This is a genomic window from Bacteroidales bacterium (assembly GCA_035353855.1).
Lineage (GTDB): Bacteria > Bacteroidota > Bacteroidia > Bacteroidales > CG2-30-32-10 > DAOQAK01.
Window position 1 is genome coordinate 1 of record DAOQAK010000004.1, and the last position, 24,562, is coordinate 24,562.

Consider the following 24,562-nt stretch of genomic DNA (forward strand, 5'->3'; position numbering starts at 1 on the left):
CACTATTAAAGCGTTTTGATTTTTCCCTGCTTTTTTCCTGAGGAAACTCCAAAGTTAATAAAAAATAACATAATGGGATAAGATTATGTTTTTTAAAATTTCCCGAATTTCAGATTCACCATGGTATTAAAGCCATTCAGCACATCATGACTTTCATTATTAAGATAAATATCGGAAGTAAAACGATAGCTTGCTCCAACACTTATCCTTATAAATTTTATAAGATTCATTTCCAGCTCAACTCCTGGTTCAGCAATAACGAAAGCATCAGCATCATCCAAAAAATATTCTTCATCCCAGTTATCACTTATATTCATTTTCCCAACACCGCCCGCAGCAAGCAATACCGGAAACGAAAGATGTACAGGCGACTTAGGTAACAATATCGGTTCAAACATTAAACCACCATACCCCCCTTGCAAACTGAAACCTGAATTTTCATGAAAATTACTTGCAAACCCACTTCCTGCCAAACCCCATGCAAAGTTGTGATTTATAACCCACATCAAACGCCCGCCAGATGTGAATGCATCTTTATCATCAATTAAACTATAGCCAACTGAAAATCCAAAGTACGCGCCGTGTGAAATCTTTTTATTTCCGAAAATAGTTTTTATGTCATTACTATTTTTCGTTGAATCTTTCTGTGCATTTACTGAAAATGCAATAACAGAAAATAACAATGTAGCTAGAAAAATTTTTTTCATATAATTGAATTTTATTTGTTAAACATATAATGAATTGTTACTCCGAAATCCCACAGGTTTAGCCTGAAAACATTATGAAAGCTCAGCTCGGCAAAAGGTTTGTATTCCAATCCGAATTTCAGCGGACATTTAAATAAACGGTATTCAAGTCCTACTACACCTTCAATTCCGGCGAGTGGCGCAGAGCGCATGTGATAATCATAAGGCCATTCATCATCTTTCCAGTTATACCAACGCTCAAACCCAATATGACCGCCATAACCCTGGTATAAAAAAATATGATCCGAATAATTTAATAATACAGGCATATACTTTTCTTTCAAAACAGTAAACTGCATTCCGTTTTTTCGGAAACTTAACAAAGCCTGTGCTGCATTGCTTTCATCACTGAACAGCTGCAATGAAATTCCTGCACTCTCGCCTCCTCTTATTCCTATAGCTCCTTTGTAATCCTGGGCATTAATTACAAGTGGGAAAAAAAGTAAAATCAAAAGTTTTTTCATATTTAAAATATTTGTCATTTAATTGTCATTAATAGTTATTTGCTGCTTCGCAGCGTAATCTTATTTTAATTATTTTCTAATAATTTCAATTTAATTCTCAATTCATAATTCTGCTTTCTGAATTATTTTTATTCATGAAGAACCATTCCCGAACCTGTAATATCGGTATTCACCACAGGATTTCCATAATAATGAACCTTCCCGCTTCCCGAAATATGCACATCTAAAAATTTATTTACATTCACGTACATACTTCCCGAACCTGATATGTCGGCAAAGCAAGTATCCTGAACAAGACTTTGTGAATATATATCGCCCGAACCGCTGATATCAAAATCGGTTTCGTTTGCATTGCCCGCTAATTCTACTTTTCCCGAACCTGAAATTTTGGTTTTTATTTTATTACATGTTGCATTGCTCAATAAAATATCACCAGAACCATCAAGATGAATCGAAAAATAATTTGCGCTTATACTGTCGCAATCAATTTTTCCGCTTCCTTCCAAAGTAATAGAATTTACATAAGGAGCATGAATATATATTCTCATTGCACTGTGGTTTCTGAGGTTCCTGTGATCATGAGTTTTTATTACAAGTTCTTCACCTGAAATTTCTGTCATGATGTATGGAATCAGGTTTTCTTCAGCAACTACCTGTGCGTAAAAAACGGAATCGTGAACTAAATAAACATCATATGAACCCTCGGAGCGAAGTTCAGTGAATGAAGCAATGTTGCGGGTTTCGGTTACCACATTGTGGTTCCCGTCTATTGCATGAAAATTTGTACACGAAGTAAGATACATCAAACAAATAAATGCTGATGAAAATAAAAGTATGGCAGTGGTTTTCATAAAATATATTTTAGATTTACGATTTATTTTCTGTCTTCTGAATTAAAAGACAATTAAATTTTTGAAGGGTTGCAGAATTTGAAAAAATATTTTAAAAAAAATTTCTCGCAGATGTACGCAAATAATAAAACGCTGATCAACGCAGATATATTCAGCGTTCATTTGCGAATTTTTCGGCGAAAATCAGCGAGAAATAAAAAACATTTACTTCGTGATGATGGTAAAACTTCCGCCGCTTGTGTTCAGCAAAATATTTTTTGTAACAGCAGTGTCGCTCCCTATTGAACCTTTCAATTTATAAGTTCCCGAACTATCGTTTAGCGTATCTTTTTGTAATCCGGTTAATGTTTGCGGATAAGATAAATCTGTTTTTTTGTATGTAACATCAACTAAAGATGAAAGTGATGATGGAACGGTTAATGAAATATCAGTATAGCTTGAAACAATATTCATACTTTTGAAATCGGTTGAAAGCCCTTGCAAAAGAAGGTTTCCAAATGATGTATTCAGGTTTAGCTGCGACTTTAAAATGCCGGCATTGAAATATGTGAAATCTGTTTCACCACTTAAATATGATAAAGTATCAACATAAAATTTATCGCGCTTCGAATCCAATTCCAAACTTTCGGCACTAGCAAAATTAAACTTTGATGAACGACCAACAATATTCAATTTCCCGGCTTTCTTTATTTCAAATTCAGCGTATGACGCTTCAATCTTCCCTTTCGCTATTTCGTTAATTGCAGCATTACCAAACGACACATTGATTTTACTATCACCTGTTAAATTATTCGCTTTGAAATCGCCGTTGGAAAGTGTAAGCTGAAAAGCATTGCTGTGATTGGTTGTATAAACATTTCCATATTTGTTTTCAATAGACAAACTAATTGACGAAGGAATGGAAACAACATAAGTTATATTCACATAATTCCCTGAATTGATAAGCGAACTTGCCATGTCGCCTAAATCAGTCATAAGGCTGTTCTTACTGTCGAGAAAAACAGTTTTTGCAATTACATAATAAGGTGTTGATGTGAAATTGAAATCGATGTTATTGATTTTTTTGTTAGCATCATCTTCTTTTTTATTTGCTACTTTCACATTTATTTCAAACTTCACGGAATCCTTGTCCCATGCCACTACCTGCACATCGCCATATTTATTAGAAATCTGCACCGAACAATCTTTTGTAACAGGAAAAGTTTTCACCTGCGATTTTGTTCGCTCGTATGGTTGTGAATGCAATGTAAAATTCATTGCAAACAAAACGATCATGAATAATATTCCGGATTTATATTTCATATTGTTTCTTTTTTTCATCTTTATTAACGATTGATTTTAACTGTTCAAGGATATTCTCTAAAATTTCCAAACGCATGCGATAGTTGAGTATCATGGCCTCTACAACTTCACTGTTATTGATATTATCTTTCAAATCATTTCGCAACGATTTATATACAGTATCCAGTTTTGCAAATTCAACATTCACCTGCTTGTCGATATCAGGACTGTAGCTTGCATAATGAATCATCATGTTGCGTGTTTGATTTATCTGAATAGTGTAATATTGCGTAGCTTCGAGCAATTCAGCCGGAAGTACATCATCATGCTGTGGTTTTGCAACAACATTATTTTTTGTTTCAGCAATATAATTATTTGTAGTTTGAACTTGTTGAAGCGGAGTTTCAACCGGTTTCACAATTTTAATGACAGGATGTAATTTAATGTTGCTGCGCATAGCCGTAGCGTTAGCCGTAGAGCTGCTTTGCGTGAGATCTTTCAGGTACCATGCCGTGAAGAAAATAATTACCGCAGCGGCAACCTGCCATGCAATGCGAATCCAGAAAATATTTTTTCTTTTTTTAATTTCAATATCATTTGAAATCTTATCCCACAACGCATCGGACGGCTCGTCGGCATCGAACTGCGAACGATTATCACGAATAAATTTTTCCAGTTTATCTTCTTTCATAATTCATTTGCGTTAAAATTTCTTTTACTTTTTGTCGTGCACGCATGTATTGCGATTTTGATGTTGATTCGGTGATATGCAGTATTTGCGCTATTTCCACATGGTCGTAACCTTCAAGCAGGTAAAGCGAAAAAATTGTTTTGCTTCCATCGGGCAACTGGTTCATTGCTTTCTTCACATTTTCAACACTCATTGCCAATTCATATTCCGATGGACGGTCATCATTTTCTTCAGGAATGTCGAGCGTTTCCATATCATCCAAATAATCAAGTTCTGCTTTTTTACGTTTCATCTCGTTAATGCAATGGTTCACTACAATTTGTTTAAGCCATGCGCCGAAGGTCGATTCAAAGCGGAATGTTTTGAGTCGTTGAAAAGCTTCGGCAAAACATTCCTGTAACATATCCTCGGCTTCCTCGCGTGTATTCAACATGCGAAGACAAATATTGAACATACCTTTTGCATACATCTTGTAAAGCTGATGCTGTGCACTGCGCTCACCTCGCAAGCATTGTTCAATTAAAGCCCTGTTGATATCAACTACGTTTTCGGCCAAATGCATTTACCTTTCATGAATAAAAGACAGAATAAAATATTAAGGGTTGCAAAATCACCAATAATTATTTCAAAGATAAGAAGAAGAAGGGAAAAGTTAAAAGGCATAAGTTGACAAGGCATAAGGCATAAGGAAATATTTATTGCAAATTAATGATGCCCGCCTAACTGGCGAGGTTGAGAAAATGTAAAATGATAAATGTTTAATTTTAAATTTGTTTTACAATTTGATATATTTACAAAGAAATTTAAATATAGTTACTTACTAAAGAAGAAATAGTTTTAAAAGAGAAACAGAAACATTATAGCCAATGCCAAAATTTAATGACAGGCAAAATTATTATTACAAACTATGACAAATTATCTGACAGTTTTTCGCAAACTGTTTACGACTAACTCAGACAGACAAGAAAGAAAATATGATCTGCCCACGCTTCGCATTTTTAAAAATTTCGAGCAATGGCAAATTGAAGAAACTGCAAATTATTTAAAAGAGTATTGAAAATAAAAAGAAACTTAAATATAAAACCATGAAAAAATTAATTGCAATTTTGTCAATCATTCTAATATTAGGAGGGGCTGCCTGCAAACACAAAAATCCTGTTGATAAATTTAATGAAGATATTGCTAAAATAGGGGTAGAAGGATGCAGTGAATTCAATAAATCAATGAGTGAAGTTGATGCAAAAATGACAAAATTGACCGATAAGTATCGTGTATTAAAAAACAAAAATAATTATGATACTCTTTTCTCAATATCAACAACTGAACACTTTTTTATTCCAAATATTAGAAAATCTTTAAAAGATAAGAAAGAACAAATAAAAATTATTAATTTATATAAGGACTCTGCAACTATAATAAACAATTCAACAAAACCTATTAGTCTTGTAAAATTTCAACTCACATACTATAAACGCATTTCTTTAGATGGCAAATTAATGTATTCAGTAATTAAGGGTTATGAAACTTATGCAATTAATGATAATAGTGGAGATGGATTAAGTGGAGATGAAGTATTATTACCAGGTGCAAAAAAAACATTTAATTTATATATTCCACCATGTAGTAGCTATGACAAAGTAACAATTGACTTAATTCACTATTGGTAAAGCATGTAAAATCATAATAATTAATAAAATAATTAACTATGGAATGGATTACAAAAATAACCTATTTGATGCGCATATCTTGACACGTATAAAAGAACTAAAATAATTTAAAGAAACCTCAAAAGACTCTACCCTCAAGCCATCGCAGGCTTTTGAGGTTTTTCAAACACACAAAAAAAAGAAGCGGCTTTAAATTTAAAGCCGCTTCTTTTATTTATTTCATGATAAAAGATTTTCTCATTTATCATTTAAAATTATTTTAATAATCCATTCCACCCATACCGCCCATTCCACCTGGCATTGGAGGCATAGCAGGAGTTTTTTCTTTCACTTCAGAAATCACACATTCGGTAGTTAATAACATACCTGCAATTGATGCTGCATTTTCCAAAGCAATACGTGTAACCTTGGTTGGGTCGATAACGCCTGATTTGTATAGGTTTTCATATTTGTCAGTTCTTGCATTGTAACCAAAGTCTTCTTTTCCTTCTTTTACTTTCTGAACAACGATTGAACCTTCGATCCCAGCATTCTCAACAATCATGCGCAATGGTTCTTCCAATGCTCTGCGGATAATCTGGATACCTGTATTTTCATCTTCATTATCACCTTTTAATTTATCAAGAGCAGAAATAGCCCTGATAAAAGCAACACCACCACCGGGAACTATACCTTCTTCAATAGCTGCGCGGGTTGCATGTAATGCGTCATCAAAACGGTCTTTCTTTTCTTTCATTTCAACTTCACTTGCTGCACCAACATATAATACAGCTACGCCACCTGATAATTTTGCAAGACGTTCCTGTAATTTTTCTTTATCGTAATCAGAAGTTGTTTTTTCGATCTGGGCTTTAATCTGGTTAACGCGGGCAGTAATGTTTTCTTTCTTACCTTTCCCGTTAACAATAGTTGTGTTGTCTTTATCAACAACAATTTTTTCAGCCTGGCCTAAATAAGATAAATCAGCGTTTTCCAGTTTATATCCTTGTTCTTCACTGATGACAACACCACCGGTAAGCACTGCGATATCCTGTAACATTTCTTTTCTTCTGTCGCCAAAGCCCGGAGCTTTAACAGCACATATTTTCAGCGAACCGCGAATCTTATTTACAACTAAAGTAGCTAAAGCTTCGCCTTCAACTTCTTCAGAAATGATGATCAAAGGACGACCAGTCTGAACGGTCTTTTCAAGAATTGGAAGAAAATCTTTCATTCCTGAAATCTTCTTATCATAAATTAAGATATAAGGTTCTTCCATTACTGATTCCATTTTTTCAGGATCGGTAACAAAATAAGGAGAGATGTAACCGCGGTCGAATTGCATACCTTCAACAACTTTCACAGTTGTATCGGTTCCTTTTGCTTCTTCAATTGTGATAACACCTTCTTTTTTCACCTGGCGCATTGCATCGGCAATATGTTTTCCAATTACAGAATCATTATTTGCAGAAATAGTAGCAACCTGTTCAATTTTTTCGAAACTGTCGCCAACTTCTTTTGATTGTGATTTTAAATGTGCAACAATAGTTTCAACAGCTTTGTCGATACCGCGTTTCAAATCCATAGGATTTGCACCTGCTGTTACATTTTTTAAACCTGTGTTGATAATTGATTGAGCAAGAACTGTAGCAGTAGTAGTTCCATCACCGGCAATATCAGCAGTTTTAGAAGCAACTTCTTTTACAAGTTGTGCACCGATATTTTCGATTGCATCTTTCAGTTCAATTTCTTTAGCAACAGTAACGCCGTCTTTAGTCATTTGTGGCGCACCGAATTTTTTTTCAATAATTACATTTCTTCCTTTAGGTCCTAATGTAACTTTTACTGCATTTGACATTGCATCAACACCTTTTTTTAACTGGTCGCGTGCTTCTATGTTGTATTTAATTTCTTTTGCCATGATTTATGGATTTTAATTGTTTGTTATTTGTTAAATTATACTATTGCATAGATATCTGATTCTTTCATGATAAGGTAATCCTTACCATCAACAGTAATCTCAGTACCTGCGTACTTTCCGTACAGAACGCTATCGCCTACTTTTACAGTAACAGGCTCATCTTTTTTACCGGGACCAACTGCTACGATTGTACCTTTCTGTGGTTTTTCTTTTGCTGTATCAGGAATGATGATACCGCCAGCAGTTTTTGATTCAGCAGCAGCAGGTTCTACCAATACTCTGTCTGCTAATGGTTTGATGTTAACTTTTGCCATGATTTTTTTATTTTTTGTTAAACAATTATTTTTAATGTGAAAGGATATTTCGAGGGCACTATTGTCATTTTCTATGCCAAAGCAAATATTAATTTTTTTATAGACAATTTTTCATAGTTCCTGAATAAGTATAAAAAAAATGTCAGAATCTTAATGACATTCTGACATTTCATATATGAGTAATTTCAATATATTATTCAGTTTTTTCAGGTGTAGCCTGATAATCGTCAATAGGAGAAGTATTTTCGATTTTCTCCTGGAGTGTACTTCCTTTTGTTGCTGCTGTTTCCTTAGGAATAATTATTGCCGTAAGTAAACTAAGAACAAGCAGCGCTATAGCTAAAGTCCAGGTAGCTTTTTCAAGGAAATCGGCAGTTTTTCTAACACCCATTATCTGGTTTGATGAACTAAAATTTGATGCCAGTCCGCCACCCTTTGAATTCTGAACGACAACAACAAGTATAAGTAAAACGCAAACTATAAGAATAATTGCTAATACAAAATTAAATGTTCCCATAATCAACTAATTTTTTATGATTCTTTTAATATTTTTTCAATTCGGGCTGCAAAGTAACTGCTTTTTTCCGGAAATTTCAAACATAATTTTTCATAAGTACTTATTGCCATACTTGTTTTACCTTGTTTATGATATATCTCGGCTAGTGTTTCCGATACTATTTCCGGGTCACAGGCAGTTTCTTCCGGTTCAAAATCATTATTATTTTTTATTAAGAAAAAAGGTTTTTTATCTAAAAATTTATTTATAAGGTCGGTCTGAGGATTTGAAACTTCGGGAAATTCTTCTTCAATGGATTCCAATTTATATTCGGGAACATGTTGTTGTACCACAACCTCATCAGGAATATCATTGATATAACGGTATAATTTTTTCCTGTCATTGATATATACTGCCGCTGTTTCGATATACTTTTCAAATTCAGGGTTTGCCGAATCTTTAAGCAATTTAATATAAAGCATATGCAAGGATGCCACAAAAGGATACTTTTTCAGTAAATCTTTTATTGCTGGAACAACCGAAACATCAGTTGTATTGTGCATATTAAAACATTTTATAAACTGTGTTGCATCCATTTTTACCAGTTTATCACTGTTTTATTAAAAATATCATCAACAAATTGATCATTAATTTCTTTTATAAGAGATTCTTCAACGGCGGAAAGATTTAATGAACTTAGGTAATCGGCATAACGGGTAAAAGTTTGTTCGAAATTTTGCTTCTCGTCAATGTTGTTTGTAAACTTAACACTGATTACAATAGTAAGCCTGTTCATTGCAGCTGTTTCGTTTCCCTGGATGGCTATAGGTTGCGTGGAATAATTAACTATAGAGCCTTCGATATTCAAATCTCCGCCACGGCTAACCGTAGTAAGTTTTGTCTGCTGTGAAAATTTTTCGCGCAATGCTTCAGTTAATAACTGGCTTAATGCCGGCTGTACCAAAGGAGCATTATTAGGAAAATATTGTATTGATATGGTTTTAATTTTCGGGTCAATACTTCCGCCAACAAAAGAATAATTTACAAATCTACAGCCTGAAAGAAGTGTAACAATTATAACTACGAAAATTATTCCTGAATTTTTCATAATTCAATTCCGTATTCTTTGATTTTACGGTATAAAGTACGTTCCGAGATTCCCAAATCATTAGCAGCATTTTTTCTGCGTCCGCGATGCTTTTCCAATGCACGGCGAATCATATCCTCTTCTTTTTTCTGAAGTGAAAACGATTCTTCAATAATTTCTGAGTCTTCAATAGGTTCGTTAATATGCTCGTTTACCTTTGTATGAATGGTTATACCTGAATCATTACTAACAATAGGTTTGAAATCATCATAAATCTTTTTATTGTTCGATGTTTCACTTTTCTTTTCAGAAGCAGTATCTACAGGGTTTTCAATAACATTATAAACTACTTTTTTCAGTTCATTAATGTCTTTTTTCATATCGAAAAGAATCTTATATAGAATGTCTCTTTCTGACATATCGGAAGAAAAGCTCTCCGGTTTAAAAAGAACAGGTAAATCAGTTGAATTCTGTCGTGGTAAATATTTTTCTAAAGTTGGCGCATTTATATTGCGATTGTTTTCAATAATTGAAATTTGTTCGGTAACATTTTTAAGTTGACGGATATTCCCGGGCCAGCGATAGTTTTCAAGAGAGCGAAGCGCTTCATTATCGAGCTGCATAGCAGGCATACGATAGTTTTCAGCAAAGTCGGATGCAAATTTTCTAAACAATAAAGCGATATCTTCTTTTCTATCTCTTAAAGGCGGAATATGAATAGGAACTGTATTCAATCGATAATACAAGTCTTCCCTGAACTTCCCGCGACTGATTGCATCAGGGATGCTAACATTGGTTGCAGCAACAACACGAACATTTGTTTTCAAAACTTTTGATGAACCCACTTTCATGAATTCACCTGTTTCGAGTACACGCAACAGTCGAACCTGCGTAGATAAAGGCAATTCGGCTACTTCATCCAAAAAAATTGTTCCTTTATTTACTTCTTCAAAATATCCTTTACGTGCTTCATGTGCACCGGTAAATGAGCCTTTCTCATGACCGAAAAGTTCAGAATCTATTGTGCCTTCAGGAATAGCGCCACAGTTTACTGCGATGAAAGGCCCGTGTTTCCGGGAACTCAGATGATGAATAATTTTTGGGAACACTTCTTTTCCTGTTCCGCTTTCACCATAAATGAGAACAGTAAGCTCGGTAGGCGCCACCTGCTTAGCAATATCGATAGCCCTGTCGAGCAAAGGCGAGCTGCCAATAATTCCGAAACGTTGTTTAATGGATAGTATATCCATGATACTTTATACTTGTATGAATTGAACTGCAAAGATAAACTAAATTATATTTTAGAAATAGTTCTTATAAAAAACATGACATTTTTTCTAACATTTATAAAAAACTATTGTATTTAAATCAAACATGATACTTCTTTTTAAAAATAAATTTCACAACTTTAAAACTGTTGTAATTTTGTTGCATGAATTATAAAAAAACAATTCTAATTTTTTTCATCAGTATTATTTCAAATTTTGTAATCGCACAAAATGAACATAAATCTATTTTACAGGAACAATCGGAATTCTATTCAAAATATAAATTCACTTCCGATCATCAATGGGACAGCCTGAATGCAATGTTAAATCCGGGAAGTTCACAAAATATTTTATTAAAAGAAAAATCAAGCTGTTCATTAACCAAAATTGTATATGGCTGGCACCCTTACTGGATGGGAAGCACATATATGAATTATCAGTGGAATTTATTATCGCATCTTTGTTATTTTTCATACGAACTGGATTATAGTACAGGTAATGCAACAACCACGAACAGTTGGAGTACCGCTGATGCCGTTGATTCTGCACTTGCAAACGGAGTAAAAGTTGACTTATGCGTAACACTGATGAACCAGGCTAATCTTACTTCATTTTTATCAAACGCAACAGCAAGGCAAACACTTATAACAAATTTAAAAAGCCTTATTCAATCGCGTGGAGCAAATGGCGTTAATATTGATTTTGAAGGAATGGCAAGTTCCGATTCGGCAAACTTTAAAACATTCATGATCGACCTTTGCAATCAAATGCATACTTCAATCCCGGGTTCAGAAATAAGCATTTGTCTGCCGGCAGTTGAGTGGACTTCAAATAAATATTCTGTTGCAGCATTACGTTCATACGTTGATATGTTCATTATCATGGGATATGATTATTATTATGGAGGCAGCGATTTTGCAGGACCAACAGATCCTTTATATAATTTTCAGACAAGCTATAATTATACCTTAACAAAATCAATTACGTATTATTTAAAACAAGGAGTACCTCTTTCAAAATTAATATTAGGATTACCTTATTACGGAAAACAATGGGCAACTAAAAGTTCTTCCGTGCCTGATTCTACAACCACTACAGGAACATCGCCTTTATATAAAACAGTTCGTGCAAACACAAGTGGAAACTATTCCAATAAGCTTTGGAATGAGGTTTCTTATACTCCTTATTACACTTTTCAAACATCCGGACAATGGTATCAATGCTGGATTAATGATGCTTTCAGCATGGGTAAACGTTTCGAAATGGTTAACCAGAGAGGAATTGGAGGAATCGGCATATGGGCTTTAGGATATGATGATGGTTATGATGACTACTGGAATTTGATTTCAGATAAATTTTCGGATTGCGCTACTTTCGCATGTTCCGATACATTATTTGATATGGGTGGACCATTAAGAAATTATTATAATAGCGAAAATTATACATTTACTCTAGCTCCTACAGGAGCTTCAAATGTTTCTCTCACATTCTACTCTTTCAACACCGAAGCAAATTATGATACATTAAAAATTTACGACGGACCAAATACTTCATCAACACTGATAGGCGCATTTCACGGAACAAACAGTCCGGGAACTATTAATTCTACCGGGCCTTCGCTTACTCTGAAATTTAAATCGGATGGAGCAACAGTTAGTTCAGGATGGAAAGCCGTTTGGAATTGTAATACTTATGTGAATTTACCGGAACCATCAATAAATTTCAATGCTACAATTCAACCTAATCCTTTTTCGGAATATGCAACACTAATAATTACAACAGATAAAACAGAAAATTTAAAAATTAATTTATTTGATATCTCCGGGAAAATTATTGGAGAATTTTCAAATTGTATCTTAAACAAAGGTGAACATAAATTTATACTTGACCGGAATAAATATAATTTGAAAAATGGATTTTATTTCTTACAAATCAATAGCAGTAAGGGAAATCAATATTTAAAAATTATTGTTGAATAGTTTTTCATTTGAAATTCTTTTGCTTTAAGAAAAAGAATAATGAAAACTCTTTTATTTCTTCTTACTTTTTGCTTGACCAAAAAGTAACAAAAAGTCAAGACGAATCGTTCGCCGCGGCGAACTTCCACGCTCTCTTTATAATTTCAGAATTCTTAACAAAGTGAGTAAACTTCTTTGTAAGAATTCTAGGTAATTATAAATTCACAGCCCTCCCTGTCCTCGCCGCCCCGATTTATCGGGACGTCAGCCCCTCACACTTTAAAAATAAAAAATTATCAGATAATGTTTTATCTAAAATATACCACGGTTATTCCGTGTCCGCCTTTTTCCAGGATTTCATCTTCAAGATGTTTTACTTCTTTCACTTTTCGTAAATAGTCGCGTGTAATTTTCCTGAGTATGCCATCGCCTTTGCCATGCAGTATGCGGACTTCGGGAACTGAAAGTAAAACAGCATCATCAATATAATTTTGTAAAGCAGAAAGAGCCTCATCAACACGCATTCCACGAATATCAATAGAAATTTTAAAGTTTTTTATTTTCTCGTTAATATCAAATAAAACTTTTTTCCCGCTTGATTTGTATCGTCCTGATTGACTTTTGAAATCCTCGTGGCTTACTTTTTCAAGCTTATCGATTTTTGTTTTTATTTGCGTTGTTCCAAAAACAATAAGTGCTTCTTTGTTATCAATACCTATAACTTCACCTATCAGCTCCTGTCCCGAAATCCTTACGTAATCGCCTTTTTCAATAGGTGTTTGCAAAATCTTAACAGGCACTTTTTTATTTTTATCTTTTATTCTTCTTATTGATGAACCGTCCTCATCGGTATTTTTTTTTGCAATTAATTTTTCTTTAAAGTCATCGAGTTTTTTTCTTGCTATCGACGTTTTCTCTTTCTCCGCCTGCGTTTCCTTAATTTCTTTAATTGTATTTTCAATTATCTTATTGGTATCATCAAGCATGTTTGCAGCTTCTTCGCGCGCTTTTGAAATGATTTCCTTTTTTCTTTTTTCCAGCTCATCATAAAGGTTCTGGTATTTATCAATCATCTCCGCGAGAAAATCATCGGCAACTTTTAATTGTTCTTCTTTCTGGTCAAGATTTTTTTTCTGAACATCCAGGTTTTGTAATTGCCTGTCGAAACTGATTTGTTTTATCCCCGCTTTTTCTTTTGCTTTTTTCATCACATCTTTCTGAAGACCGATGGTTTCGGCAATCTCGAAAGCAAAGCTGCTGCCGGGTTTGCCAATGCTAAGTTCATACCTCGGTTTCATTTTATCGGTATCAAAAAGCATAGCTCCATTTATGATTCCCGGATTTTTTTCGGCAAGTAATTTTAAATTTGCGTAATGTGTTGTTACAACACCGAATGATTTTTTTTCATTTAGCTTCTCAAGTGTTGATTCGGCAATTGCCCCGCCAATATTGGGTTCGGTACCTGTCCCAAATTCATCAATCAAAAATAAGGTTTTTTCATCAGCATGATTCATGAAATGTTTCATGTTTAGCAAATGCGAAGAATATGTACTGAGGTCATTTTCGAGCGATTGCTCATCGCCAATGTCAATAAATATTTTTGAAAAAATTCCAGCTTCACTATATGATTCCATTGGCACCAGCATGCCGCATTGCAGCATGTATTGAAGTAACCCGACAGTTTTTAAACATACCGATTTTCCTCCAGCATTCGGTCCGGAGATAACCAAAATATGACTTTCTTTATCTAACTTTATATTTAAAGGAACGATTTCTTTTTTCTGTGATTTATGATTCAAAAAAAGTAGCGGATGTTTTGCCTTTACCCAATTGATAAGTGTTTCAGAAACAACATCCGGTTTCTGCGAATTGGTTTGAAGTGCATATAAAGCTTTAGCACGAATAAAATCAATGACCCCAAGAAAATGATAACATTTGATTAGATCATCAATTTCAGGGCGAATGAAATCGGCAAACTGAATCAAAATTTTTATAATCTCGCGTTTTTCGGCATTTTCAAGCTCACGAATTTCATTATTCATTTCGAAAGCTTCTTCAGGCTCAATAAAAACTGTTTGTCCGGTTGCCGATTCATCATGAATAAAACCGTGGATATTTCTTTTATAAGCAGCAGTCATGGGAATAACCGTTCTGCCATTTCTTACTGTAAGTTCAATATCATCGGGAGCCCATCCCTGCTTACGAACTTGATTAATTATCTGTTGAAGTTTTTTATTTACCGAAACTTGTTTCCGGGTTATTTCTTTTCTTATCTCAAATAATTCGGGCGAAGCATCATCTTTAATATTTCCTTTATAATCAAGTATTCTGTCGAGTTGTTTTAAAATGGAAGTATCAATTTCTATAGCAGCAGTCAGTTCATTTAATTTCGGAAATCTGTTTTCTTTATCTTTTCGGAAAAAGGTAATGCATTCATAAATGGTAGTCAACGAACGCTTCATATCAAAAAGCGTTTCTTTTTCAAGGTACGTTCCTTCTATTGATATTGTTGAAAGTTCAGGTGTAATATCAAAATAATTTTCTGTCGGAAATTTTTCGCTTAATAATAAAATCTGGCGGAATTCTTCGGTTTGTTCAAGTAATTTTACAATCTGATTTTTGTTATCAGAAAATTTCATTTTATCAACAAACGAAGCACCAATCCGGCACAGGCAAAGCTTTTTCAGCGATTGACGAATGGTATCGAAACCCGTTTTCTGTTCAAAGTTGTAAGGATAAATCACTTTAGTTATTTCAAAATTTTTGTAAAGATATAAAACAGATATACAAAAACATCTTTAATTTATTTATTTTGGCTAAAGCCAAACAATATTTAAAAAATTATCCACGACCTAAAGGTTGTGGCAATTTTATGAAGACAATAGAATTAATATTTTTAAATTAAACTCGAATTCTTATTTTAGCATGAACACAAATTGCCCAGACCTTAAGGTCAGGGACAAATAAAAAAATGATATTGGCTTTAGCCTAAATAATTTTACGATTATCAAACCAAAATTATATTTTTGCATTAATACCAAATCATAAAAAATTGAAAGAAGAAAAAAAAGAAAAGTATATCCGCCCTTCATGGGATGAATACTTTATGGAAATAGCCAATACTGTTGCAAAGCGCGCCACATGCGACCGCGGCCGCAGCGGATGTGTGATTGCACGTGACAAACAATTACTGGTAAGTGGATATGTTGGTTCGCCGGTGGGCATGCCTCATTGCGATGATGTAGGTCATCAATTTAAAAAAATGATCCATGAAGATGATTCGGTTACGCAACACTGTGTTCGCACTGTTCATGCCGAACAGAATGCCATTTGCCAGGCTGCAAAACTCGGGATTTCATTGCAAGGTGCAACACTTTATTGTCGCATGACACCATGCAGAACATGCGCTATGTTAATAATCAATTGTGGAATTGTTCGTGTGGTTTGCGAAAAAAAATATCATGCCGGAGCTGAATCGGAAGAAATGTTTAAGGCAGCAGGAATAAAGCTGGAGTATGTGAATGATGAAGTTTTAAAATATGATAAACAATAAAATTGCTTAACTGTTCAAATCATTACAACAATTACAATTTGATATTATCCTTTTAACATCATCCATTCAACATTAATAATTATATAGTCCTTCCTGTAATCTTTTTTGTTTTTCTTCAGCAGTGAGGGCCTCGTATAATTCTTTTTCTTTCTGAATCTTCTTTCTCTTCTCTTCTTCTACGCGGAAAATATCAGCCCAGAATTTTTCTTCAGCTTTTTGCAGTAAAAATGAAGAAGCAACAGCAGGGAAAAGTTCAAGCAATAATTCATCTTTTTCATTCTGTGCAAGCCTTACTCCGCCAAACTCATTCAACCTGGGATTGGGTTGTTTTTTATATTTCGATGTATCGTAAGGAACTTCATTTTTTACTCCGGCAATTTTTTTACGAAATTCAGGATCAACAGGTATAGGTGTCTTTCCGTAAGACCCTTTTACTAAATTTACATACTGAATTGATTTATTGGTATAGAAAGGAACTCCTTTATTTTCATCAATTACACAATTTACAGCCTGAACGCCTACAATCTGGCTTGTTGGCGTAACCAGCGGCGGACAACCCGATGCAACACGAACCACAGGAACCAATTCAAGAGTACGTGGCAGCAATGCTTCCAGTTTTAATTGTTTTAATTGGGCAAGCATATTGGAATACATACCGCCGGGTATTTCTGCTTTTTTAACGTTTTCATCGGGTTCGGGATAATTGAAATATTTTTCAATTTCCTGTACTGTTTCAAGAAGTTCATTTTCCTTGTCTTCCTTAGCTTCTATTATTGCCAGGTCAAACAGCTTGTCAATTTCTTTTGGAAGTTTATATGATGAAATATCAAATTCTATTGGAAATTTATAATTATCAAATTTGGAAAGTTCTGTACGAATGCTTCTGAGTTCAGCATTAATTTTTGCAACAGCTTTAAGATTGACACCTGTATCAATACCCAGTTTATCGCAGAAAATCTGTATGATCTCAAAAGCGGGAGCAGCAGTACCACCGGCAAATGAACCAATAGCTGTATCAACAATATCAACCCCGTTTAAAATTGCTGTTAGTGTTGCAGCAGTTCCAAAACCAGGTGTACAATGTGTATGAAAATCTATAGGAACTTTAATTTCTTTCTTAAGCATACTTACCAGTCGGCCTGCTTTTCCCGGAGGTATTAATCCTGCCATATCTTTGATAGATATCATATCTGCACCATAGGCTTCCAGTTGTTTTGCTTTTTCAAGAAAATATTCTTTTGTAAAAATACGGCTGGGTAATTTTTTCCCTTTCAATAAAGCTTTCACTCTTTCGCGGGTTGAAAATTTCGGGTCAACAGTATAACATACCGTACCATCAGCAATACCGCCATTTTGTTTTACATATTTTATTGTTGACTTGATATTATCCATATCATTCAATGCATCGAAAATCCTCATGATATCAATTCCCGATTTAACAGCATTCCTGTTAAAGCCTTCAATCACATCTTCGGGATAAGGATTATAACCAAAAAGATTACGTCCACGGGAAAGGGCTGTAAGCTTAGATACATCACCAATAGCAGCTTTGATTTTTTCCAAACGCTCCCATGGGTTTTCATTAAGGTAACGCATGATGGAATCGGGAACTGCACCTCCCCATACTTCCAATGCATAAAAACCGGCTTCTTTATAAAATGGCAACACCCTGTCGACCTGTGCCTGGTTCATACGAGTAGCAAATAAACTCTGGTGGCCGTCTCTTAATGTTAAATCGCGTATTAAAAGTTTTCTTTTCATCACTCAATATTTTTCTTCATTCAACACATCTGTCGAAATTGAAAACACACTGTAAAAGCTGCATTTTCAATTCTTTTTGTTTTCGTGTTACAAAATTAACCATAAATAAAATACGAAATGAAAATATTTGTGAAAAATTTAACAAATGAAAAATTATTTAATCTTTTACCTTAGTTTATATTATACCAGCTTCATTGCTCCATCATTCAAGAGTCAGAATCCATCGCACAATAGAAAAAATCAGGCATACAATAAAAAGTTAGTTTTATCTATTGTTATTTTTACTTTTAATATTTTAAATTTGTTTTCTAAACCATGCTTATGAAAAATTTTACTTTTTTTCTGATATCAATTATCATAACATTTACTTCAAATGCACAATGCACTATTAATACAGGTTCTTTTAAAAGCCCTCACACTGATGGCACTATGCAATACCTGCAATGGATGATGCAACAGAGCCCAACTCTACAAAAGAAGATGCAGATCGAAGAAGAAAAATTCAATGATTACATCCGTTTACATCATAATGAATTTAATACCAATAAAAATTCATACGTGATTCCGGTTGTTGTGCATATTGTTTATAAAAATTCATCAGAGAACATCACAGATGAGCGTGTAGCAGAACAAATAGCTCAAACCAATATTGATTTTGCCGGATTGAATTCACATTCAATGGAACAATTCTCAAATTCATTAAAAGCAAATACAGGTATCACTTTTTGTCTTGCAACAGCAGACCCCGATGGAAATCCAACAACAGGAATAACAAGAACACAAACAACTGTAACATCGTTTGGCACCGATAATAAAGTAAAGAATGATAATACAGGCGGGAAAAGTCCATGGGAAGTTTCAAAATATTTAAATATCTGGGTTTGTAATCTTGGAAATGGATTATCCGGTTACGGACAATTCCCTACTTCTGGCATAAATAATAAATTTGGACTTGTTGTAAATTATCAGTTTTTTGGAATCACCGGCACAACGTTTCCATACAACTTAGGAGCAACTACTACACATGAACTGGGGCATTGTTTTAATCTTTTTCATGTTGTCAGTGCCGATTCAAGTTGTACTGACAATGATTTGTGCCCTGATACACCTAATCAGCTAAGCTATCCTGTTGGTGATTTATCAGGATGCATTACCGATTACTGTACCGATACATGCCCCGGAATTATGTATATGAATTTTATGGGATATAGTGATGATGCGGAAATGACAAATTTTACACCCAACCAGTCTGAAAGAATGCAGGCTGCAATTGATATTTATTTATCATCAATTGCAAGCAGCGCCGTTACATCTTGTTCGGGAGCTGGAATAAATGAAATTTTAAATGATAATGATTTTTTTCTATACCCTAACCCTGCAAGTAACTCAATAATTATTGAAAATAAATCTTCAAAAAACAAAATGAATATTTTATTAATATACAATACACAGGGAAAGCCGGTTTTGCAAAAAATTTCATTTCAGCCAGCAACTACAATTGATATCTCGGAGCTTTCGGAAGGTATGTATTTTTTGAAAATTAAAAATGAAAGTCAAATCATTATGAAAAAATTCATTAAAGAATAATATTCACACTGATTTATAAAATATTGGTCTTTAATAAATATTCATCTGTCATTATCCTAATTTCTATTCATCCACTTTTATACTGAACATTATTCCATTAGAAATAATTTCCTTACTTTCGTGAGGCAAATTAATAATTGTAACAACTCAAACATCTATTAAATTTCAATTTTATGATAAAAAATATTTTCTCTGCCATTATCATTGTGGCAGTATGTGCTTCATTAAGCAGCTGCGGTGGCAGCGGAAAAAAAGGAAATGATTCCGATTCAACAAAAAAAGATACTTCAGCTATGCAAAAAAAACTCGACCAGTTTGCCGAAGTTGAACTTACTACCGACCTCAGCAAACTTACAGAAAAAGAAAAGAAAATGATCCCGATACTTATTGATATTGCAAAACTGATGGATGACATTTTCTGGATGCAAACATATGGTAACAAAGATTCATTGCTTGCTTCAATAAAAGATGAGAAAACAAAAAAGTTTGTTGAAATAAATTATGGCCCATGGGAGCGATTGAACAACAACGCTGAAATAATTGCAGGAGTTGGCGAAAAACCTAAAGGTGCTAATTTCTATCCAAAGGATATGACCAAAGAAGAATTTGAAAAATTTAATGATAAAAATAAAACCAGCCTCTATACCATTATTCGTCGAGATGAAAAAGGTGCATTGAAAACAATTTGGTATAATGAAGCTTTCAAAGAAAAAATTGAACAAGCTGCAAAGCTTTTGAAACAAGCTGCTGAACTTGCAGAAGATGCCGGATTAAAAAAATATTTTGAATTACGCGCGAAGGCATTGCTCAATGACGATTACTATGAAAGCGATATGGCATGGATGGATATGAAAACAAATACGATCGACTTTGTTGTTGGTCCCATTGAAAATTATGAAGACGGAATTTATGAATATAAAACTGCACAGGAAGCTGCCATTCTTGTTAAAGATAAAGAATGGAGCAAAAAGCTTGATAAATTTATTGCAACATTGCCCGAGCTGCAACAAGCGCTTCCTGTTGATAAAAAATACAAAACCGAAGTTCCCGGTTCAAGCTCCGACCTTGGTGTATATGATATTATTTATTATGCGGGTGATGCGAATTCAGGTGGAAAGACCATCGCAATCAATCTTCCTAACGACGAAAAAGTTCAGCTAAAAAAAGGTTCGAGAAGATTGCAATTGAAAAATACGATGAAAGCTAAATTCGATAACATACTTATGCCTATTGCCAAACAACTTATTGATTCTTCTCAACTCGCATATATAAAATTTGATGCATTCTTTAACAATACCATGTTCCATGAAGTTGGACACGGACTGGGAATAAAAAATACAATCAATGGCAAAGGTCCGGTAAGAACGGCAATGAAAGATGTTTCTTCTGCTTTTGAAGAAGCTAAAGCTGATGTTCTTGGATTGTTTTTAGTTACAAAACTCATCGAAAAAAAGATGATTACCAATATCACTCCTGAAGATAATTATGCAACATTCATGGCAGGACTCATTCGTTCCGTTCGCTTTGGAGCAGCCGAAGCACACGGCAAAGCAAATATGATGTGTTTTAATTATTTCGAAGAACTTGGCGCTTTTAAATTTGAAAACGGGAAATACAAAGTTGATTTTGCAAAAATGAAATCAGCTGTTGATAAATGGGCTGAGAAAATATTGGTATTCCAGGGAAATGGCGATTACGATAATGCTTTGACATTTTTAAATAAATACGGAATTGTAAAACCCGAACTTCAGAAATGTTTAGATAACCTTAAAACAGCCAATATTCCTGTTGATGTGGTATTCAAACAAGGAGTAGATGTTTTAGGACTGAAATAAATATACGGGTTTTGCTATTACATTATAAAATATACTCGTTCTTATCAGGTTTGCAAAGGCAAAACTGTTTAGAACGAGTTATACCGTACAGAAAACAAAAAATATTTTTGCAAAACTCTTTTCTGTCGGTATACATACTGTCGGGCTGAGTTTATCGAAGCTATATTTCGACAAGCTCAATATGACATCGACAAGCTCAATATGACATCGAAATTCATGTACAATAAAATAAAAAACTCAATTGCACAACGCGTTAAATAATTTTAAAAATAATATTCATTAATGTTCAAAAAATATTATTTTCTTCCTTTCCTGCTTTTCGCTTTTGTTAACGGCATTCATGCGCAGCAGGTATCGTTCTATAACCAGAGCGACAGCGCTGTTGCTGCCCGTTTAAAATACGATGACTCGGCACTGGCCCATGATTCTATGCTTGGGCGGGAAGCAGGAACAGAAGGAGAAATCAAAGCACGCGATTTTATTGTAAATAATTTTAAAAAAATCGGGCTTACTCCTTTATTTGAAAATTCATACCTGCAAGAGTTTGATGTGAATGGCGGAGCAAACATTGGTTTTAATATGCTTGAAATTAATAACAATATGTTTGTTTTCAACCAGGATTTCTACCCGATGGAGTTCTCATCAAGCGGAACAACAAAAGGTGAAATTATAAAAGTAAAATACGGTATCAATGCTCCTGAATTGAGTTATGATGATTATTCCAACTTAAAAAATATGGAAGGAAAAATTTTTGCTTTGCTTTATGATATTCCTGACAGTATGAAAAAAGCAGGATTTGATAAATACCAGAACGCATTCAACCGTGCAAATTATGCTTTTTCCAAAGGCGCTACAGCAGTAATATTTTACAATAACAAAGATGGACTGGCTGTGCCGTCAAAAGTAATTTCTAATAATATCAATGCACTTCCTCTTCCCGTTTTGTTTGCAGATAAAAAAGCTGCAAAACTTATTAATGTAGGCAAATTCATGAATGCAAACATTGAAACCAATATTACGCGAACCAAATGCAATTCGTCGTACAATATAGGCGGTTACATTGATAATAAAGCAAAATTCACTATTGTCATCGGGGCTCATTACGACCATATTGGTTATACAACTACCTCAACCGGCAAAAGAACTATTAATAACGGCGCCGATGATAATGCAAGCGGAACCTCAGCAATGATAGAATTAGCAAGGTTTTACAGCGACACCACCAAAGAAAAATATAATTTCATTTTCATGGCTTTCTCAGCCGAAGAAAAAGGATTATACGGTTCTGCCTTTTTCACAGAAAGCAATATCATAGATTTGAATAAAGTAGCATTCATGATCAATTGCGACATGGTTGGTAGGCTCGACAGCATAAAAAAATCGTTGACCATTTATTCTGTTGGAAGTTCGCCTGCATGGAAAAAAATAATCGAAAATACAAAACCCGAAGGCTTGGTTATTAATGCTAAAGAAGCTGCTGAAAGCGGTTCCGACCATTATAGTTTTTATAAAAAAAATATTCCCGATGTTTTCTTTTTTACTGAACTTCATTCCGATTATCATAAACCGGGTGATGATGTAAATAAAGTAAATTTTACAGGACTTACTCAAATCGTAAAATATATCGAACGATTTATAAACAATATTAACAGCGGGAAAAAATTACCCTTCTCGCGAACAACCACATACTGGTAATTCAAACCGAATTTCTGAAACATATGAAAAAATTCCTATTCATATATCTCTTATTGCCTTTTGCATTGACGGCTCAGCAAAAATTTAATTTTGCCGATTCAGCTATCGAAAACAGGTTGAAAAAAGATTTATATTTTCTTTCATCCGATTCAGCAAAAGGCAGAGAAGCAGGAACCATATACGAAATGAAAGCCGGTAACTATATCGCCAATGAATTTAAAAAAGCAGGGCTTACTCCTTTCAACATCAATGACAGCAGCTATTTTCAGGAATTCAGTAATTATAATAATTTCTGGGATGAAGAAAATAATACTCTTAAAATAAATGAAACCGCACTTGAACTCTGGAAAGATTTTTATCCTCTTGCACACGCCGGCGAAGGCACAGTAAACGGTTTAGCATTTAATAAAGCTTCATCTAAAAATCCGGAAAGCGATTTAAAAGGAAAAATTCTTTTTATCAATGAAGAAAATACGGTTATTGAAGAAGAGGCTAAAAATGCCGAAAGTAAAGGAGCTTCAGCAATCATTATCATACCAAAATCGGAATTTTATTCTTACTACAACTCGCAGATAAATTGCTTGTGCCCAGTTTTCATCATCAATAAATCGACTTATGAAAAAATAAATTTTTCAGAAAACACAATCGTTTCCTTACAACTAAAAAAGCAAAGCGGTCAGAAAATGCACAATGTTATCGGCTGTATTAATAACCGGGCAACTTCAACTATCATTATTGGCGGGCATTACGACCATCTTGGTTTTAAAAAAGATAATGAAAGCGGTGAATTAAAAATATTTAACGGCGCCGATGATAATGCAAGCGGAACTATTGCAGTAATTGAATTAGCACGTTATTTAAAACAGGAAGGTTCTAAAAATTATAATTATATTTTTTGTGCATTTTCGGGTGAAGAAGAAGGCCTGCTGGGTTCCTATCATTTCGTGAACAGTGAATATTTCAAATCCATTCCCTTTTCCCAGGTAAAATACATGCTCGATTACGATATGGTTGGAAGATTAGGTGCCTTCGGAAATGTATTATTCTTAAATGGTACCGGCTCATCAAAACAATGGAAAAAGATTATTAAAAATAACCGACCTGAAAATTTTTATATCAATAAAATCCCTGATGGAATGAATGGTTCGGATGACTATCCTTTCTATCAAAAAGGAATTCCTGTTTTATTTTTTATCACAGGGCTTCACCACGAATACCATACACCTGCCGATGATCCCGAAAAAGTAAACATTAAAGGAGAAGTACATATCATTAATTATTCAAAAAATTTAATAAATAATATCAGCAGCGAAACAAAGATCAATTACCATAAAGTCAACTTTTGGCAAACGTTCAGAAGTTATTACATTTATGCAAAAATGTTATTATAATTTTTTATCTAATATAT

At 34.1% G+C, this 24,562-nt stretch carries 21 protein-coding genes; 7 read left to right on the forward strand and 14 right to left on the reverse strand.

All coding sequences use genetic code 11. The annotated features are described in order from the left end of the window. Window positions 1-92: 92 nt before the first annotated feature. From PKK00_01445 to PKK00_01470, 6 genes are all read right to left on the reverse strand, one after another. Complete coding sequence (locus PKK00_01445; protein ID HNW97058.1) at window positions 93-707, reverse strand: hypothetical protein; 615 nt, start codon at window positions 705-707, stop codon at window positions 93-95. A gap of 11 nt (window positions 708-718) precedes the next feature. Then, the gene (locus PKK00_01450; protein ID HNW97059.1) at window positions 719-1,210 is read right to left on the reverse strand and encodes a hypothetical protein; all 492 of its coding nucleotides are present in this window, start codon (window positions 1,208-1,210) and stop codon (window positions 719-721) included. 128 nt (window positions 1,211-1,338) lie between these two features. Beyond that, the gene (locus tag PKK00_01455) at window positions 1,339-2,061 is read right to left on the reverse strand and encodes a head GIN domain-containing protein (GenBank protein ID HNW97060.1); all 723 of its coding nucleotides are present in this window, start codon (window positions 2,059-2,061) and stop codon (window positions 1,339-1,341) included. A gap of 204 nt (window positions 2,062-2,265) precedes the next feature. Further along, complete coding sequence (locus tag PKK00_01460; GenBank protein HNW97061.1) at window positions 2,266-3,363, reverse strand: hypothetical protein; 1,098 nt, start codon at window positions 3,361-3,363, stop codon at window positions 2,266-2,268. After that, a complete protein-coding gene (locus PKK00_01465) occupies window positions 3,353-4,033 on the reverse strand; it encodes a hypothetical protein (GenBank protein ID HNW97062.1) in 681 nt (226 codons plus the stop codon). Before PKK00_01465 ends, PKK00_01460 begins: the two co-directional genes overlap by 11 nt. Then, window positions 4,020-4,595, reverse strand: coding sequence for a sigma-70 family RNA polymerase sigma factor (locus PKK00_01470; protein HNW97063.1), 576 nt, complete (start codon window positions 4,593-4,595; stop codon window positions 4,020-4,022). The genes PKK00_01465 and PKK00_01470 overlap by 14 nt, the downstream gene beginning before the upstream one ends. A gap of 523 nt (window positions 4,596-5,118) precedes the next feature. Here PKK00_01470 and PKK00_01475 point away from each other — a divergent pair. Next, window positions 5,119-5,700 (forward strand): hypothetical protein, encoded by a 582-nt coding sequence (locus tag PKK00_01475; GenBank protein HNW97064.1) that lies wholly within the window; start codon window positions 5,119-5,121, stop codon window positions 5,698-5,700. A gap of 259 nt (window positions 5,701-5,959) precedes the next feature. Here PKK00_01475 and groL read toward each other — a convergent pair whose 3' ends face one another. The 6 genes from groL to PKK00_01505 all read right to left on the reverse strand — a co-directional run bounded on the left by groL (window position 5,960) and on the right by PKK00_01505 (window position 10,747). Next, entirely contained in the window at window positions 5,960-7,600 is a 1,641-nt protein-coding gene (gene groL, locus PKK00_01480; protein ID HNW97065.1) for a chaperonin GroEL, read from the reverse strand. A gap of 35 nt (window positions 7,601-7,635) precedes the next feature. After that, window positions 7,636-7,914 carry a co-chaperone GroES gene (locus PKK00_01485; GenBank protein ID HNW97066.1) on the reverse strand — a complete coding sequence of 93 codons (279 nt, stop codon included), beginning with the start codon at window positions 7,912-7,914 and terminating at the stop codon, window positions 7,636-7,638. A gap of 193 nt (window positions 7,915-8,107) precedes the next feature. Continuing rightward, window positions 8,108-8,431, reverse strand: a complete 324-nt coding sequence (gene secG, locus PKK00_01490; protein HNW97067.1) for a preprotein translocase subunit SecG — start codon at window positions 8,429-8,431, stop codon at window positions 8,108-8,110. 14 nt (window positions 8,432-8,445) lie between these two features. Next, window positions 8,446-8,973, reverse strand: a complete 528-nt coding sequence (locus PKK00_01495; protein HNW97068.1) for a hypothetical protein — start codon at window positions 8,971-8,973, stop codon at window positions 8,446-8,448. Between the two features lie 35 nt (window positions 8,974-9,008). Next, the gene (locus tag PKK00_01500) at window positions 9,009-9,518 is read right to left on the reverse strand and encodes an LptE family protein (GenBank protein HNW97069.1); all 510 of its coding nucleotides are present in this window, start codon (window positions 9,516-9,518) and stop codon (window positions 9,009-9,011) included. Next, a complete protein-coding gene (locus PKK00_01505) occupies window positions 9,515-10,747 on the reverse strand; it encodes a sigma-54 dependent transcriptional regulator (protein ID HNW97070.1) in 1,233 nt (410 codons plus the stop codon). The genes PKK00_01500 and PKK00_01505 overlap by 4 nt, the downstream gene beginning before the upstream one ends. A 182-nt stretch (window positions 10,748-10,929) precedes the next feature. Between PKK00_01505 and PKK00_01510 the strand changes: the two genes are divergently transcribed. Then, the gene (locus tag PKK00_01510) at window positions 10,930-12,744 is read left to right on the forward strand and encodes a glycosyl hydrolase family 18 protein (GenBank protein HNW97071.1); all 1,815 of its coding nucleotides are present in this window, start codon (window positions 10,930-10,932) and stop codon (window positions 12,742-12,744) included. Window positions 12,745-13,031: 287 nt separating this feature from the next. Here the strand turns inward: PKK00_01510 and PKK00_01515 are convergent, their stop codons facing one another. Then, a complete protein-coding gene (locus PKK00_01515; GenBank protein ID HNW97072.1) occupies window positions 13,032-15,467 on the reverse strand; it encodes a Smr/MutS family protein in 2,436 nt (811 codons plus the stop codon). A gap of 308 nt (window positions 15,468-15,775) precedes the next feature. Here PKK00_01515 and PKK00_01520 point away from each other — a divergent pair, with 308 nt between their 5' ends. Further along, window positions 15,776-16,276 carry a cytidine/deoxycytidylate deaminase family protein gene (locus PKK00_01520; GenBank protein ID HNW97073.1) on the forward strand — a complete coding sequence of 167 codons (501 nt, stop codon included), beginning with the start codon at window positions 15,776-15,778 and terminating at the stop codon, window positions 16,274-16,276. 72 nt (window positions 16,277-16,348) lie between these two features. Here PKK00_01520 and PKK00_01525 read toward each other — a convergent pair whose 3' ends face one another. After that, window positions 16,349-18,037 carry a carboxylase gene (locus PKK00_01525; GenBank protein HNW97074.1) on the reverse strand — a complete coding sequence of 563 codons (1,689 nt, stop codon included), beginning with the start codon at window positions 18,035-18,037 and terminating at the stop codon, window positions 16,349-16,351. A gap of 321 nt (window positions 18,038-18,358) precedes the next feature. Here PKK00_01525 and PKK00_01530 point away from each other — a divergent pair, with 321 nt between their 5' ends. From PKK00_01530 to PKK00_01545, 4 genes are all read left to right on the forward strand, one after another. After that, window positions 18,359-19,624, forward strand: coding sequence for a T9SS type A sorting domain-containing protein (locus PKK00_01530; protein ID HNW97075.1), 1,266 nt, complete (start codon window positions 18,359-18,361; stop codon window positions 19,622-19,624). A gap of 173 nt (window positions 19,625-19,797) precedes the next feature. Next, window positions 19,798-21,459, forward strand: coding sequence for a Zn-dependent hydrolase (locus tag PKK00_01535; GenBank protein HNW97076.1), 1,662 nt, complete (start codon window positions 19,798-19,800; stop codon window positions 21,457-21,459). A 282-nt stretch (window positions 21,460-21,741) separates the two neighbouring features. Continuing rightward, window positions 21,742-23,154 (forward strand): M28 family peptidase, encoded by a 1,413-nt coding sequence (locus PKK00_01540; protein ID HNW97077.1) that lies wholly within the window; start codon window positions 21,742-21,744, stop codon window positions 23,152-23,154. Window positions 23,155-23,177: 23 nt separating this feature from the next. Next, window positions 23,178-24,545, forward strand: a complete 1,368-nt coding sequence (locus PKK00_01545) for a M28 family peptidase (GenBank protein ID HNW97078.1) — start codon at window positions 23,178-23,180, stop codon at window positions 24,543-24,545. The last annotated feature ends 17 nt before the right edge of the window (window positions 24,546-24,562 follow it).